This window comes from Leptospira ellinghausenii (genome assembly GCF_003114815.1).
GTDB classification, from domain to species: Bacteria; Spirochaetota; Leptospiria; order Leptospirales; family Leptospiraceae; genus Leptospira_A; species Leptospira_A ellinghausenii.
The window spans coordinates 45,354-60,511 of the sequence record NZ_BFAZ01000002.1 but is presented as its reverse complement, the minus strand read 5'-3'; the positions used below and the strand labels follow the sequence as shown (position 1 = coordinate 60,511).

The following is a 15,158-nucleotide window of genomic DNA, read 5'->3' as shown; positions in this document are numbered from 1 at the left end:
TAGACTAAACTGTCGAATTTCGTAAATAAGTCGAGGAAAAAACGATGATTCTGAATATGGAGGAGATATGCCAGTAAAGTCGCAGTTTTTTGTCTTCGAAGGGATCGATGGTTCAGGGAAAACAACAGTTTCAAAGAGGGTTTCTGAAATTCTAAATGAAAAATTGTTCCCAAATGTATGGCACAGAGAACCTACTGATAGTGTTTTCGGTAAAAAAATCCGAGAATTCCTCCAAGGGAAAATCAAACTCACCCAAGAAGAACAATTAAAACTATTTTTACAAGACAGGGAACTATCTGTACAGGATATCATCTTACCAACGTTAAAGAATGGTAAATCTATTGTGCAAGACAGATATTATTTTTCAACTGCAGCTTACCAAGGTAGAGATGAAGAACATGCTGCGGACATTTTGTACATGAATGAAGACAAAGGTTTCCCAGAACCAAACCATGTTTATTTTTTAGACTTATCTCCAGAAGAGGCCTTAGAGAGAAGGAATACTCGTGGAGGAAAACAAGAAGTGTTTGATGAAAGTTCAGAACAAACCCGAATTTACCAAAACTATCTGGCTATTTTACCTGAATCGACAATTTTTGTAGATGCAACTGCCGATTTAGAGGAAGTTGTTCACTTTTGTGTTGAGGATATTTTAAAATCACTTTCTGTTTGATTTTTCTTTTGTCACACGAAAGACCATCATGTCTCCCATGCGGAACCATTTCACAAAACGATCAAAAAATGCCTTTCGGAATCGAAAGAAAACACTGGCATTTTTTCGGCTTGTGAGCCCACTTCCGTAGGTAAAGGCTTTGGGAGATTTGTAACCAAGTGAACTAAGTATTTGTTTTAAGCCAGAAAAAGAATAATAATAAAGATGTTCTGGTACATTCAAATACCTCCAATGGATTCCATTCCATTTTGCAAGGAATCCATACCGACAAGTGGACAAAATCAATATCCCACCTGGTAACAAGTGTTTCATGATTTTTTCTAACGTTTCTTTGGGTTTGTGTAGATGTTCGATTGTAGCCCAAAGAGTGATGACATCAAATTGATTTTGGTAACCAAGGTCCCAGTCTAAAAAATTTTCTTGGAAAATCGAAAGTCCAAGAGTTTGCCTAGCATATTTGACTGGACCATCTGCAATTTCAATTCCTTTGGCATCATACCCTCTTTCTTTCATATAAGCGACAAAGTAGCCGGCAGCACATCCTATATCCAGTGAGGAAAGTTTGGTCGTTGGAGATTCCTTTTCCTTGATTCGATTTTTCTCCCATTGAAAAAAATCTAAATCTTGTAGATTCAATTGGAAAACACGAGAGATTTCTTTTCTGAGGTCACTGGAATAATAATTATCATACCCACGTTCCGTCCTCTGGGTAAAATAAGAATCATCATAGTATTTTTTGACTTCTATCAAACTTGGCTGTGGGTTCACTTGGACGAGTCCACAATGATCACAACTAACAATCGAAAATGATTCCCCTAATGGGCTATTTTTCGTATGTAAATGGGTAAAAGAAGTTTTGCCACAGGTATTACAAGGAATGGTTTCCACAGATTTCCTATCGGCTTTTTTGCGAAAAAAAGGAAGTGATTAGATACCGACTGATATGAATAAAAAATGCAAAAAAACAAAGAACAAGGATGATACTGGAGGAAGTAGGAAAATAAATCATTTCACCGTTCCTCTCCAACCCAATAAGAGATACCATAAATCCTAAACAAGTCGAAGTGATCGAAAACAAAACACAAACAACAGTTAAAATTTTTAAAGAACGAATGATTGGAAGTAGTGCAAACACAGGGAGCAAAAGGTGAGCAATGCTGTAAAAGGTTCCAAGTAAATTTACCGCAACTGTTAGAGAGGCCGCAAGGATGATATAAAACAAAAGATCAAACGGAAGTGGATTGCCTACTTGGATTTTGTATTCGTCCCGATCAAAACTAATAAACAAAAACCTACGAAAAAAACTCAAATACAAGATAAAAAAGAAAATGGCAACATAGATGCCAATTGAATCTGCTCTGACTTGAGAGGTTAAAATATCTCCAAAAAATGCTGCCATCAAATGATTTTGAACATTTCCGCCGAGTGCTAACATAAACTGAGATGCTGCAGAAAAGAAAACAAATAAGATACCGAGGATCACTTCTTCCTTCATGCCAGGAAGTTTTCGCACATACAATAAAGGAAAAACTAAAATACAAGAGAATAGGATGGGAAAAATTTCACCAGGCCATTCCATAAATAAAGACAAAGCCACTGAAAACGTAACCGCTTGTGAAAGGGTCACACCAAAAAATGTCATACCCCTTAAAACAATCAGGATACCGAGTACAGATAATAAAGCTCCTACAAGGCTACCGACTAAAATTTGAGGTAAAAATAAATTCCAACTGGAAAGGAGACTAGTCATGGTGGTGGCAATTGGGAGGCCTTTCTCCTTTTGTGATGTTGAATAATTTCCCTTCATCGATTTCCAAAACTTCATCAAAACCAAATCCCCAATCGTGTTCTAGACTGTGGGTGATAAAAAACAAAGAGCGATTTCCTTGATTTAAATATTCAGATAAAACAGACTGAAAGAGTTCCCTTGCGTTATGGTCTAATGAATCCATTGGTTCATCTAAAAATATCAAGTTTGCTTTTGTCAGTAAGGATCGTAAAATCAGAACTTTTTGAAGTTGCCCACCACTACACATTGAAATTTGTTTTTTCAAATAAGAGCTAACACCAGTTCGTTCTATTAATTCTCTATCCTCTTCTGAGAATTTGGATTTAGGCAAAAAACTCAGTCCGATATTTTTTGGCATAAGTAAAACATCCTCCACTCTGAGAGGAAAATCCAATGCCATTTTTTTCGCTTGGGGAACATAGGAAGTGGTAATTGATTTTGAAAAACTGATGGTACCCGCAAGTGGTGGGAGTAAGTCCGTGAGTGTTCTAAACAAGGTTGTTTTTCCAGCTCCATTTCCACCTACTAGGGCGTAAGTTTTGCCAGATTCAATGTGTAGGTGGATATCTGAGACAACAGGAAACTCTTTTCTATACCCAACGGACAAGTGGTCTGCATGGATAAAGGTAGTGTGAGCTTCTAGACTATTTAGTTTTGTCGATTGCATCGCGTATCTTTTGTAAACTCAAACGTAATGTCTCTTCATAACTAGTGGTGTCTAGTGCACCAACAGAAACTGGGAGAGTGACTACTACCGATCCTGGCACCTTGGACGATACGTACTCAGCATACTTTGGATTATGATAGGGACCTATCAAGATAATTTTTATCTTTTCTGCGATCATATAACCAATGACCTGGTCCATATAACGAACAGAAGGTGGAACTCCAGGACGTTCTTCGATGGTAAGATTTGCATTAAATTTAAACCGAGATGCCAAATAAACAAATTGATCATGGAACACGGCTACTTTTAAGCCAAAATAGGGTTCCATTTTCTTCATCTCTTCTTTTGTCAGTTGGATTAAACGTTTTTTAAAGGCATTAAAATTATTTTCATAGTATTCTCCATTGAGTGGGTCCACTCTTGTGAGGGCATTTTTGATGTTTTGTGCCATTTGGATGGCATTAATCGGGTCATTCCAATAATGAGGGTTCCCATAAATGTGCATGTCTCCCATGGAACGATCCATCATCACAGTTGGTTCCCCAAGGATTTTCACTCCAAAGGAAGTGTCACAATACCCTGGTTGGCCTTTTTGGATTTTCATGTTCCGAGATTGTTGTTGGAGATAAGGGATCCAACCAATCTCTAAATCCAGTCCCACAACACATAAAACATCCGCCTCACTCAGTTTGACCAAAAAATCAGGACGAGTCATGACAAAATGCGGATCATCCACTCCACGGATCATTCCATAAACATCGGCCCTATCACCTGCAACCTGTTCGGCGATGTATTTGATATCAGAGATACTTGCCACAAGTGATACCTTTCCGAGTACAGGTGAGGATAAAAACAAAATGATAGAGAGTATCAGAAAATGAAAGATAGGTTTATTTTTTGAATTTTGATGATGGTAAAATGCAGAATCAAATTGAGGCATGATTTCCTATTTCCTTAATAACTATGTGCTGGATGAGAACCTAAAATGGCGACTGCTTGCACATAAAATCTCCACTCGCGTTGTTCCTGGAATTCTTGTTTGGAAAAATCCTGGATGTATCGCCTTTCGATCGAACCACGTATCCTTCCAAATTCTGAACTATGAAACGTAATTTGAGTCGAATGTGCTTCTATAGCATTGTCTGCTAGTTTTCCATTTTTGTCGACAAGTGATTTATCCGTAAAATAATCATACCGATACCCGAGTGACCAAAGTTGGTGGAATTTATAATCCACAAAAAAATAGTAACCCCACTGGTCTCTGGATGCTGCTTTCGATTTTTGGAAGGTACTTGGGTCCATTTGTTCTGGGAAAATTTCTTGTTGGTACCAACCTTCCGACATGATCATGAGTTCCCTGAGATTGGAACGATTCCACCTTAAAACCGCATCCATTCCATACAAATACCTTTGGTTTTTTCTATCTGTTGTTGGTTCATACCGAACTCCAGAAAATCCAAATTGGGTTCCCCAGTTATTTCCAAAATAATAAAAGTGTTTGAGGTGGGCATAACCCATTGGGTTATTTTTCTGTTGGCCTTCCGTATGGGCGTGCCCCCACCTCTTTCCATTTGTTGCACCTAACACTAATTCCTGGGTAATCCATTTCCATGGTAATAAAATACTAAACTCTGCTCCCGTGTCCATAGCAGACTCAAAACCTATGAATTTTTCATGTACAATTGGATTCATCGTGAAGGGTCTGTCATGAAGGTGAATTCGATTCAACCTTCCAATATCGAGGAACATCTGTCCCACTTTGAGGGAAGTATTAAAAGGTAAAAATGGGAACAAAACATTGGCTTCATGGACTTCAAAATAATATTTACCATCTTCCCCATGAGCAGCACCCAAAAAATTAGCACGCATCCATTGGTCAACCGCCGCCGTAAATCCAAACTCAGCAGAACGAACATCCATTTTATTATCGATACGTTCCCCTGTTCCCCTTGGTTTGTTTCGATCCCATGCACCAACAATGTCTATTGCGGCTGAAACATCCATCATCAAGTTTTGTGCAGAACGATTGATTTGGTTGGGCTGTTGTACGTTGGAGGTGACTCCACGACTTCCTTCTGTACTTTTACTTCTTGTTTCTTGGTCTTTTAAATCTTTGTCAAGTTCTGCTTCCCAATCATTGGGTTCTGGATTTTGGGATTTGCTTTTAAGTGAGTTTGATTGTTTTTTGGAATCTGGTTCAGCTAGTTCTTTTTCCCAGTCATTTGTATCCGCATACAACCAAAATGCAAAAAAGACTGGTAGCATAACAACCACCAGCCGAAGAAAGGAAAAATGTTTATGGAATCCAAGTTTCACAATACTTATATTTATTTCCTTATCGGATCATTCCTGATGTGCCTATTACAGACGAATAGATAGTCATCGATTTGACAATGACATTATTAAGTCTTAAACCAACTCGGTCACCATTTACATTCACTATCACACTATCCTCTTCAAATTGGTAAGTTCCACGATTGACAGAATCACAAGATCCTTCCCAACCAAAGATATGTGCACCATTTTCTTCATGTACTTCTAAACAAAGAGTTTTTTCAATCCCGAGAGAAGTTCCCCATGATGCAGGAGTGCTAAAAGCGGAAGATACATTATCCACTAATTTCTGAATGGTAGTAGCAGATATCAGAAAACCAGGTCCATTGAAATTGGTTTCTCCAGGCAAAATTGCTTTTAATGTGGACGAACCTGAATTCAAGACGTATGTAATTTCAATCCCTGCTTTTTTTTCCCCACCAGAGGAAGATAAACTACTGGCACGTGTGACAATTGTAGATGCATCACTAGTTCCTGAAAGGCCACCATTAAAACTCACATTCTGCGCAGTAAACCCTAAGCCAAGTAAGGTTGTTGTCGCGTCACCAGAACAACCAAAAAAATTATACCTCGTTCCATTTCCCGCAGCGCCAGAGCGTGCCGATTGACCGCAAGAACCAGAGTTTGCCAATAGAGCAGCAAAAATCGCATCATTATTATTGTCTTTTTTGGAAGCTTGGAAAAGTTCCGCACAATTGCCCAGAGAGACAAATATCACAAATACAATGATTGGTTTTAAGAAATTCATAAGTACCTCTGTTGGGACATCATTTGCAACGCTGTTGCAAATGCAACCACGTTTCATTTAAAAAATCGGTTTTTAGCGTTTTCGAAGAGGATTTTTTGTTTGGCTTTGTCGGAGATGGGCAGGTCCAAAAATTTGGAAATGGGATGGTTTAGATTATAAGGGATATTTGGAAAATCGGATCCAAAGTAAATCTGATCCTTGTAACGTTCCAAAAGTGGGATTGCCTCATCAACATCTGTTTCCTTACCAGTCGCTAAAAAATCCACAAAGACCATAGTTGTATCCAAAGCTAAATTGGAATACTCATCAAGTAACGAAGCATAGGCGGATATTTCATGGGCTCCCATATGAGCGACAATTACATGTAATTTTGGGTAGGTTTGGATAAATGGTTTAAAAAATTGAATCCCTGTAAATTCACCTGGTAATGGTGCGGTACCCGTATGGATGACGATTGGAATTTCTTTTTTTTCCAAATAACCAAAACAATCACTGAGCTCTGGATCGTTTAAATTGAGTTTGGATACTTCACAGTGGAGTTTAAATCCTAAAAAACCATATACTTCAACCGCTTCTTTCACATAGGAGAACACACCTTCTTCCGGATAAAATGTCCCAAATGGTATGGCACCTTGCCAATTTTGATAATTGTTGTAGGTCCAATCATTGAGTGATTTTGCCATCTTCTTTTTATGAGCATAGTTGAGGGTGGTAAATTGTTTGATCCCATTATGGTGCAAACGGTTGACCCTTTCCATTTCTGACAGCCGGTAACCGATTGCCCAGTTCACATTGTCAAACCAGCGCCAAATGAGTTTCATAATGGTTTCTGGAAAAAAATGAGTGTGGATATCGAAGATATGAGGGATGCCTAAATCGGAAATCTTTTCTAAGTGGTCGGGGATTGGATCGTCAAGAATGGGAGGAAAAAAATCTCCCCTCCATGAAAAGGGAGAGGAGAATCGTGTGTCTGTAACATTTGCAGAAATACCATCGTCAACTTCCTTCGCAAAACAAGCGTAACAAGGAAGTAGAGGTGAATCCAGTTTGTGGTTATGCAGTGACTGGAGTTTTTTTCTTTCCACGAATTTTAGTTAGGTTAGACGCCAAGATCGCTGCACTGTCTAAAATATAACTTTCAGTAAGTGTCTTTCTATGATTTCGTCTTTCTACTTTGGATCTTCCAATACTTCTTTCGAGTAACAAACTGTTATGGAATCTTGCAGCAGATTCTACCACTTCAAATGCTAACTCCTCACGAAGAGGTGTTGAATCAATTTCAGCATATTCAGCTACAACAGTTTCAAATTGTTTGAAGAGTTCGTTTAATTCAGAAGAAGAAACAAAACCAGACATTTCCGATTTTAAGTATTCACGGTAAATTCCAGTTTCTGTCATACCAGAAACGATACCACCGATACAAGCTACTGTTTGGAGTTGTGTGGTTCCTTCGTAAATGTTTGTAATCCGCACATCTCGATACAACCTTGCAACATCATAGTCTTCCGTATAACCAGAACCGCCATGGATTTGTAGGGCATCATAAGCAACTACGTTTGCCATTTCCGTAATGTAGTATTTGGAAAGTGGTGTGAAGAGTGAGGCTAGTTTTTCCCATTTCTTAAAGGTTTCATCCTTTTTGATGTCCTTTTCAGTAAGGCCTTTCATTTTTCCTCGTTCTTCTTTCCAACGGTATTGGTCGACTGCAAAACTAGCTTCGTATAAAATACAACGCATTGCAGCAACTTCACGTTCCATTCTTTCTAACATTTTTTTAACAGCAGTGATGTTACTGATAGTTTTTCCAAATTGAACACGTTCTTCTGCATATTTTTTTCCTTCAAAATAAGCAGCAGTTGCGATTCCCATAGCTTGGGCTGCAATGTTTAACCTTGCTTGGTTCATCATTGCCATTGAATATTTTACGAGTCCTTTTCCTTCTTCACCAATGAGTATACCTGGCGCATTTTCAAAGACAACTTCACAAGTAGGTGAACAATGAAGACCCATTTTCTTTTCGATGGATGCAACAAATACATCTTTTGAATGAACCAAGAAAAAGGAAAGTCCTCGTGCTCCACTGGTTGTAGTGCCAGTTCGTGCTAAGGTTAAAATGATGGAAGGTGCATTCCCAAATCCACAAGCATGTGTGATAAACCGTTTGGTTCCAGTGATTCTCCAAACACCATCCTCACCCTTAACTGCTTTTGTTTGTAAATTAGGGAGATCTGAACCATAGTTAGGTTCTGTGAGTGCCATAGCACCACAAAGTTCACCAGAAGCCATTTTTGGAACATACTCATGGATCATCTCTTCTGTTCCAAATCGTTCCACAGTTTCCGCAAGGTTCATACAACCAAGAGTGATTGCGAGGGATCCGTCACCACGTGATACACACTCAGATAACATAGATTGAACGACAGATGGTAATCCAAGTCCACCGTAGTGTCTATGGATTCCATAGGGCAATAAACCAGCAGATTTAATTTTTTCTACTACGTCTAACATTGGTTTTGGGAACCCAACTTGCCCATCCTTGTATTTGAGTCCCTCTTCATCCATTTGTTTGGCGATTTGGGAGATGTCATTTCCAGCAATGTCACCACCGGCTTCGAGGGTGGATCTGTAAAATTCAATCGCATCTTCGTAATTGCCAGGAGCAAAGGTGAGTTCCTCTTTTCCTGATTTTTGGAATTCTGCAAAATCTTCGAACCCTTGTTCATATTGGTCAATGACCGCATTCCAAGGTGTGAGAGAATCAAAATGATCAATTAGGTCATCATTATCATTAAAATAGTTATTAGATATCATACAATTTATTGGCTCCTAACAAGGACTTTCACTCAACTTTCAATATCGTGAAAAGAATTACAAATGATTTTCCCTGGTGGATTCCTGAACGAATGTCCAATCCGTTAACTTAATGGTGTTAAACAAGGATCATTTGATGCGATTGGCAAGGACTTGGATGTCTTCGATGTGTTCTGCAAGCACTCTAGTATTCTCAGCCACTACTTGGACTGCATCTTCAATGTTTTGGGCCGCACGCATCACTTCCTGGTTACCTATGGATTGTTCTTTGGCAATGGTTTCCAGTTGCGAAGAAATATCTTTTAATTCTTTTTGTGAATCAACTACCCTTGCATTTAATTTTTGTAATTCGATGATTTTTTCATTAAAACTTATGACTTTAGATTGGATATTTAACATCTCTTTTTCTTGGTTATTGGCAAGAGAATTTGCTTCTTTCGCAGATAAATTCCCTTTCATCAAATCTGACTTTGATTTTAAAATGGTTTTGGAAATGATACTCGCATTGGTTGCAGAATTATCTGCTAGTTTGGCTACCTCTTGTGCGACTACAGCAAATCCCCTTCCATGTTCTCCAGCCCTTGCAGCTTCAATCGAAGCATTTAACGCAAGCAAGTTGGTTTGATCCGCAATTTCTTTCATGATTTGGTTAACATCTTCCACTTTTTGAAAACTATCACTTACTTCGGAAAGTACGTTGTTTAGATTTTCCATGGAAAGTGTGACCAAATTACTGAATTTGGAAGACTCTTTGATTAACCCAGAGATCAATTCAGTTTCAGTACGAACCGAAGTGACAATACCTTCTAATGTTTTACTTTCTTCATTTAAAGATTCAATCCTTTGGTATTGGTCTTTGACAAAGGAAAATGAATTTTCTGTTGATTGTGCTATTTCGGTGAGGGAAGCCGATATTTCTTCTATGGATGCGGCTTGGTTTTGAACAAGTCCATTCAAATCATCAGTAAAAACTTTCAAAGCTGCCACAGATTGGTTTAAGTTTTCACCTGTCTCGACCATTGCTTGTTTTTGTTCAGTAACTATTTTAGCATGAGTATCTGCTTCTTTTTTCCCTACCATTGCTTCTTCGCGAATGGAAATGAGTAGTCCCACCATCTTACTCATAAAGTAAGTTGCTAAGATTAAAAAAACAATTTTCACAATCTCAATAGGTAAAGATAAAGAATGGGGCAAATGATGGACATCGTTTCTATCTACAAAACTTACTCCCATCTGGTATGAAAATACCAAAGAACCAATATGGATAAAAATAAGAAGTACACCGACGATGATAGTTTGTTTAGAAGAAAATAAAAACCCTGAATACAATATCACAAAAAAACAAATTGTGTAATTCACTCCCAGTTTAAGAGCAGCGGCGGATAAATCTAAAGTGATGAGTGACTGGCCCCAGGTAGATATTCCTACAAGAATTGCATCACCTATCACAAACAAAAAAGGATAAGGATTAAGATGACGTCGAAATAAATACAATTGTGTAAATGCAAAAATCCCATAAAAGACAGTGGCAATGACCATCACAACCAATTGGTCAGTCCGAAGTGAACCTAAACTTCCTAAAATGCCCAATACATAAATTCCAAATAAAATAAAACGTATGGTATTAATGGTTTTGGCTGATTGTAATTTGTATTCGTCCATAAGGTTCGGAAGTTATCATGGTGTTTCCCACAAAGATTGCAAGGAAATACTTTTCGATGGATCCCACGAAGGCTTATCTAGGACCAATCAATCAAACATATCAAAAAAAGTTGCCAGATTCAATTCGATATTGATCCGAAAGAAAGCAAAACTGAATACCAAGTCCCCAAATCATTTTGCAACTGTGTTGCATTTTTATTTGACAAAAAAAACCCTCTATTTTAAATGCAACTTGATTGCATAAGGAAGGTCTCCACTTGGACAAAAGAATACCCGTAACTGTTTTATCAGGATTTTTAGGCGCAGGTAAAACCACCCTTCTCAACCATGTTCTTTCGAACAGAGAAGGTTTACGTGTTGCCGTTATTGTCAACGACATGAGCGAAGTGAATATTGATGCCAAGTTAGTTGCGAATGGTGCTTCGCTCAGTCGAACAAACGAATCTCTAGTCGAAATGTCCAATGGTTGTATTTGCTGTACATTACGAGAGGATCTACTCATTGAGGTTACTAAACTTGCAAAAGAGAATCGATTTGATTACATACTAATCGAATCAACTGGAATATCAGAACCATTACCTATTGCTGAAACATTTACTTTTGAAGATGAAGCAGGAGTTAGTTTATCAAACCTCGTTCAACTTGATTCCATGATCACTGTGGTTGATGCAGTCAATTTTCTAAAGGATTTTGAAAGTTTAGATTCCTTAAAAGAACGAGAATTAGGTGCAGGAGAGGAAGATGATCGAGATTTAGTAGATTTACTGGTAGACCAAGTTGAATTTTCAAATACTTTGGTTGTTAACAAAATTAGCCTCCTATCCGAATCAAACAAAAACAAACTTCTCACAATTTTACGTTCGCTCAATGCTGAAGCTGAAATCATCACTACAGATTTTGGAAAAATTCCTCTTAATAAAGTATTCAATACGGGCAAGTTTGATTTTGACAAAGCGAGTCAATTTCCATTGTGGTTGAAAGAATTAAGGGGAGAACATGTTCCCGAAACTGAAGAATACGGTATTAAAAGTTTTGTGTACGTAAATCGGAAACCCATGCATCCAAAACGTTTTTATGATTGGTTGGATTCTGAAAAAGACGGACTAGTGAGAGCAAAAGGATTTGTATGGCTTGCTACTAAAATGGATTGGGTTGTGTTGTACTCTCAAGCTGGTAATCTTTCTTCATATAAACCAGAAGGGTATTGGTGGGCAAGTATCAGGGACGAAGATATTCCAGACGACCCAGATGTTTTAGAAAATCTCAAACAACATTGGTTAGAACCTTGGGGTGACAGACGACAGGAAATTGTCCTCATTGGTAGGGACATGAATGAAAAAAAAATAAGATCTTCTCTCGATAAATGTTTGTTAACCGATGAAGAATACAAACAAGGTCCAGAGATTTGGGCATCATTTGAAGATCCGTTTCCGAATTGGGATGAAATGATCGAAACACCCGCAGGAGAAACAGAAACCGAGGTACTTTCAAAATGAAAGTTTATTTAGGAGATTTGCCAGTGGAACTCACTGGCAAGAGACCTAGGTTGGGAAAACCGATTGAAGGAAAATATCGGTTTACCCCAGTACTCAATGCAAAAAATAAATTTCCGAATCTGCAAAAAAGTAAGGGGATCATATTTCTATCCACTTTACCCAATGTAAAATCCTTTGCTTGTTCTGCACAAGTTTTAGATTTAGAAGTTGAAATTACCAAACGGAAAATACCTGCAAAAATTTTTCATCTTGCATCATGTGGAAAAGATTCTTGGGCTGAGATAAAAAAATTACATCCACAGCTGAAAGCTCGCGGGTATTCCCTGAAAAACTGTAGTCAAATTGAAGTCGAAAACTTTAAACAGAAATTAGGTGTTGGAGTGAAAAACTCCCACCGTTTAGCTCATGGACTTTTTGCATTAAAAGATGGGAAAATCATAGCAAGTTACATCCCTAAACAACAATACGGTGTACCGAATATTAAAAATTTTTTAAATCGATTGGAGAGAGGATTGTATTCATAAGACAAAAAAGAATCTTTGAAAGAAATCCAGTGATCTTTGATTCGTATAGATTTTTCTATAGAACATAGGATGAACCCTTTAATAGGGCCCATAACAATCTGGATTCCAATTTCAGCACGGTCTATGGATTTGCCTTCGCCCAAACATTCCACTCTCTAGCCGTTCTAAATTTTTGACCAGTAATGGCTGTTAGCGCATAATAACTTAACTTGCGTTTTTCAGCGTTATCACCGTTTACAAATGAAATCAAGAGTGGAATTGATTTTTTGTCTTTTCGTTTGGCAATTTCTTCCATCGCAGGTCGGTATACTTCTGCATCCTTAGAGCGAGTGGAATCTTCGATGAGATACCTTGCCTCTTCGGTTGGTATCAGCGCAACGGTTGATAGAATTTGAGGAGCCATTTTAGGACGGTCTGATAATAGTTCCTTTAGTTTTGGTAAGGCACTTGGATCTGCAATGGACCCGAGTGCTTCCAATGCATATCCCATCAATTTGGCATCCCCTTTGTCTAAGGCTTTTATAAGATCTGGTACTGCTTCTTTTGCTCCCATAACTCCAAGTGCCCAAGCAGAACCATATGGTCCCTCTTTTTCCCCAGAGAGTAAAACTTTGCGTAAGATAGGAATGGAACTTGGATCTCCAATCCATCCAAGTGCTTCTGCAAAATTATCTCGTTCAGGTGTTGATGGTTTTAGGAGCAATTCTTCGATTCGATTTTTTCCTTCTTTGTACTTTTGACGGCCAATGATTTTTGCCGCATAACCCCAATTTCTCGTTTCATCAGAATTTAAAATTCCAAAGGCAAGTTTTGCTGCTTCTTTAGAAGGAATTGCACATAACACATCAGTTGCGTACATTTTTGATTCTAAATTATCAGATTTTAAAACAGTAAATACTTTAGGAACAACATTTGGATTAGCAATTTCAATGAGTGCCATGGAAGCATTTTCTTTTCCTTTATCATAAGGTAAGGTAAGTGCTTTGATGAGTACTTCACTGGCATTTTTTGCTTTAATCCTACCGAGAGCTAAATAGGATGCAGCGAGTGTTGGAGTTTCATCTTGGATTTTTGTTAGATTGAGCAAATACGATTCAGCGGAATTTACATTTAATTTTCCAAGAGCCATTGCAAAGGTTTTGTCTTTTTCTCTGTTTTTGTTTTTTAAAGCTAAGGCCAAAATTTGAGGACCTACTGATCGATTTCCAATCTGTACCAAAGCATCTACAGTTTGTAATCGTAGAGTTGCATTATCATCTTCTAATAATGGATAAATTCGATTCACGACAGAAGGTTCTTTCATGCGAGTTAGCGCATCTAAGTAAACATCTTTCGGATTTTCAGTATCGGACCACATCAGATTGGCAATGGTAGAGGAAGAGACCTTGTCCTTTAATTCTCCAAGGGCAATCGCTGCACCCGCCCTTAGGCCCGGATCTTTTTCATTTAACATCTTTCGAAGACTAGGTATTGCTTTTGTGATCCCACGGCTTCCCAGTTGGATCGCAGCTTGGCCTCTGTCAAAATTGGAACCAGATTCCAATGTTTTGAGGAGCATTTCAGTCGGAATCTCTTCTTCCACAGGCATTACCTCCTGAGTTACAGGTTCGTTTGGACCACCAAAACAATTTAGGCTTAAGCCACATACGAAAAGGAAAATGAATGATTTATCTAAGAGTTGCATGGATGTATCTATGGTTTTATATTTGGTGAGGATTGTAAAACAAAAAGCTTCCTAATATTAGGAAGCTTTATTCTTTGGAATGGATTGAATGTTTAACTATTTGGAACTTGGTTCCTTACTTCTTTTAATGTCGCTAGTTCTTTGCGCCAGACTTGTAAATCTTTCTCAGCAGATCCTTTGACTTCACTATCAGGTTTTTTGTTTTCGAGCCAATATTCAACCATTTGGATACGTGATTCTAATTCATTGATTTTAAAATCAAAGTAAGCTTTTTGCGCTTTAGGAGTAGGACGTTCTCCAACATTCGGCTCTTCACTCGAAGGTTTGTCTGCCCATTTTTCCTTCGATTGGCTTGCTGAAAAACTAGCATCCATTGCGGTAAAAGAATCCAACATATCAAGTTGTTCTTTCTCTTGTTTTTCAGTGAGAGGAGCGCGAATTTCACGCGGAATGTAGAAATTATTTGGGTATTTCGCCGCAAAATCTCTCCACTCTTCTTTAATCTCTTCCTTACGATTTGGTTTTTTTTCGAGAGCAAACGGCCATAGCACTTCCGCTTGTGCCAATTCCAATTCTTCAGGATTGGGAGCATCCGCAAATTCTGGATCATCAAACAACGAATTTGCGTGTTTTTCTGAACTGCCAAAATCGGAATTTGACATAACTGTATCTTGTTTTGTTTTATCAGAAGTGAACTTCCAAATAGAAAAAACAAACAAGGCTAAGAAAAAACTACAAACCGAAAGAATTCCTATAAACCGTTTACTCAT

Annotated in this window: 14 protein-coding genes; 3 read left to right on the top strand and 11 right to left on the bottom strand. The window is 38.1% G+C overall.

The genetic code is table 11. The features are described 5' to 3' along the window. The first annotated feature begins 67 nt into the window (after positions 1 to 67). Positions 68 to 673, top strand: a complete 606-nt coding sequence (tmk, locus tag DI076_RS00875) for a dTMP kinase (protein WP_108958179.1) — start codon at positions 68 to 70, stop codon at positions 671 to 673. Here the strand turns inward: tmk and DI076_RS00870 are convergent. The 9 genes from DI076_RS00870 to DI076_RS00830 form a co-directional block, all read right to left on the bottom strand. Continuing rightward, positions 659 to 1,561 carry a class I SAM-dependent methyltransferase gene (locus tag DI076_RS00870; RefSeq protein ID WP_108958178.1) on the bottom strand — a complete coding sequence of 301 codons (903 nt, stop codon included), beginning with the start codon at positions 1,559 to 1,561 and terminating at the stop codon, positions 659 to 661. The two genes, tmk and DI076_RS00870, sit on opposite strands and share 15 nt — an antisense overlap. A 7-nt stretch (positions 1,562 to 1,568) precedes the next feature. Further along, entirely contained in the window at positions 1,569 to 2,423 is an 855-nt protein-coding gene (locus DI076_RS00865) for a metal ABC transporter permease (protein ID WP_108958177.1), read from the bottom strand. Further along, positions 2,416 to 3,129, bottom strand: a complete 714-nt coding sequence (locus DI076_RS00860; RefSeq protein ID WP_108958176.1) for a metal ABC transporter ATP-binding protein — start codon at positions 3,127 to 3,129, stop codon at positions 2,416 to 2,418. Before DI076_RS00860 ends, DI076_RS00865 begins: the two co-directional genes overlap by 8 nt. Further along, positions 3,107 to 4,069: a metal ABC transporter substrate-binding protein gene (locus tag DI076_RS00855; RefSeq protein WP_245918186.1), complete on the bottom strand. Its 963-nt coding sequence runs from the start codon at positions 4,067 to 4,069 to the stop codon at positions 3,107 to 3,109. The genes DI076_RS00860 and DI076_RS00855 overlap by 23 nt, the downstream gene beginning before the upstream one ends. A 14-nt stretch (positions 4,070 to 4,083) precedes the next feature. Continuing rightward, positions 4,084 to 5,394, bottom strand: coding sequence for a hypothetical protein (locus tag DI076_RS00850; RefSeq protein ID WP_108958390.1), 1,311 nt, complete (start codon positions 5,392 to 5,394; stop codon positions 4,084 to 4,086). 70 nt (positions 5,395 to 5,464) lie between these two features. Then, positions 5,465 to 6,211: a hypothetical protein gene (locus DI076_RS00845; RefSeq protein ID WP_108958389.1), complete on the bottom strand. Its 747-nt coding sequence runs from the start codon at positions 6,209 to 6,211 to the stop codon at positions 5,465 to 5,467. Between the two features lie 53 nt (positions 6,212 to 6,264). Beyond that, complete coding sequence (locus DI076_RS00840) at positions 6,265 to 7,200, bottom strand: amidohydrolase family protein (protein ID WP_245918215.1); 936 nt, start codon at positions 7,198 to 7,200, stop codon at positions 6,265 to 6,267. Positions 7,201 to 7,264: 64 nt separating this feature from the next. Then, positions 7,265 to 9,022, bottom strand: a complete 1,758-nt coding sequence (locus tag DI076_RS00835; protein WP_108958175.1) for an acyl-CoA dehydrogenase family protein — start codon at positions 9,020 to 9,022, stop codon at positions 7,265 to 7,267. A 129-nt stretch (positions 9,023 to 9,151) separates the two neighbouring features. Then, entirely contained in the window at positions 9,152 to 10,684 is a 1,533-nt protein-coding gene (locus DI076_RS00830; RefSeq protein ID WP_108958174.1) for a methyl-accepting chemotaxis protein, read from the bottom strand. 257 nt (positions 10,685 to 10,941) lie between these two features. Here DI076_RS00830 and zigA point away from each other — a divergent pair, with 257 nt between their 5' ends. Both zigA and DI076_RS00820 read left to right on the top strand, forming a co-directional pair. Continuing rightward, the gene (gene zigA / locus DI076_RS00825) at positions 10,942 to 12,180 is read left to right on the top strand and encodes a zinc metallochaperone GTPase ZigA (protein WP_108958173.1); all 1,239 of its coding nucleotides are present in this window, start codon (positions 10,942 to 10,944) and stop codon (positions 12,178 to 12,180) included. After that, positions 12,177 to 12,704, top strand: a complete 528-nt coding sequence (locus DI076_RS00820; protein ID WP_108958172.1) for a hypothetical protein — start codon at positions 12,177 to 12,179, stop codon at positions 12,702 to 12,704. Before zigA ends, DI076_RS00820 begins: the two co-directional genes overlap by 4 nt. Positions 12,705 to 12,825: 121 nt before the next feature. Here the strand turns inward: DI076_RS00820 and DI076_RS00815 are convergent, their stop codons facing one another. Beyond that, complete coding sequence (locus tag DI076_RS00815) at positions 12,826 to 14,388, bottom strand: HEAT repeat domain-containing protein (RefSeq protein ID WP_108958171.1); 1,563 nt, start codon at positions 14,386 to 14,388, stop codon at positions 12,826 to 12,828. 92 nt (positions 14,389 to 14,480) lie between these two features. Next, positions 14,481 to 15,158, bottom strand: coding sequence for a hypothetical protein (locus DI076_RS00810; RefSeq protein WP_108958170.1), 678 nt, complete (start codon positions 15,156 to 15,158; stop codon positions 14,481 to 14,483).

What these genes read in the sequence shown, in the direction of transcription:
- DI076_RS00830 (WP_108958174.1), bottom strand. Translation starts at nt 10,684, where the DNA reads ATGGACGAATACAAATTACAATCAGCCAAAACCATTAATACCATACGT.
- DI076_RS00850 (WP_108958390.1), bottom strand. Translation starts at nt 5,394, where the DNA reads ATGCTACCAGTCTTTTTTGCATTTTGGTTGTATGCGGATACAAATGAC.
- DI076_RS00855 (WP_245918186.1), bottom strand. Translation starts at nt 4,069, where the DNA reads ATGCCTCAATTTGATTCTGCATTTTACCATCATCAAAATTCAAAAAAT.
- DI076_RS00810 (WP_108958170.1), bottom strand. Translation starts at nt 15,158, where the DNA reads ATGAGTAAACGGTTTATAGGAATTCTTTCGGTTTGTAGTTTTTTCTTA.
- tmk (WP_108958179.1), top strand. Translation starts at nt 68, where the DNA reads ATGCCAGTAAAGTCGCAGTTTTTTGTCTTCGAAGGGATCGATGGTTCA.
- DI076_RS00860 (WP_108958176.1), bottom strand. Translation starts at nt 3,129, where the DNA reads ATGCAATCGACAAAACTAAATAGTCTAGAAGCTCACACTACCTTTATC.
- DI076_RS00865 (WP_108958177.1), bottom strand. Translation starts at nt 2,423, where the DNA reads ATGACTAGTCTCCTTTCCAGTTGGAATTTATTTTTACCTCAAATTTTA.
- DI076_RS00820 (WP_108958172.1), top strand. Translation starts at nt 12,177, where the DNA reads ATGAAAGTTTATTTAGGAGATTTGCCAGTGGAACTCACTGGCAAGAGA.
- DI076_RS00815 (WP_108958171.1), bottom strand. Translation starts at nt 14,388, where the DNA reads ATGCAACTCTTAGATAAATCATTCATTTTCCTTTTCGTATGTGGCTTA.
- DI076_RS00835 (WP_108958175.1), bottom strand. Translation starts at nt 9,022, where the DNA reads ATGATATCTAATAACTATTTTAATGATAATGATGACCTAATTGATCAT.
- DI076_RS00845 (WP_108958389.1), bottom strand. Translation starts at nt 6,211, where the DNA reads ATGAATTTCTTAAAACCAATCATTGTATTTGTGATATTTGTCTCTCTG.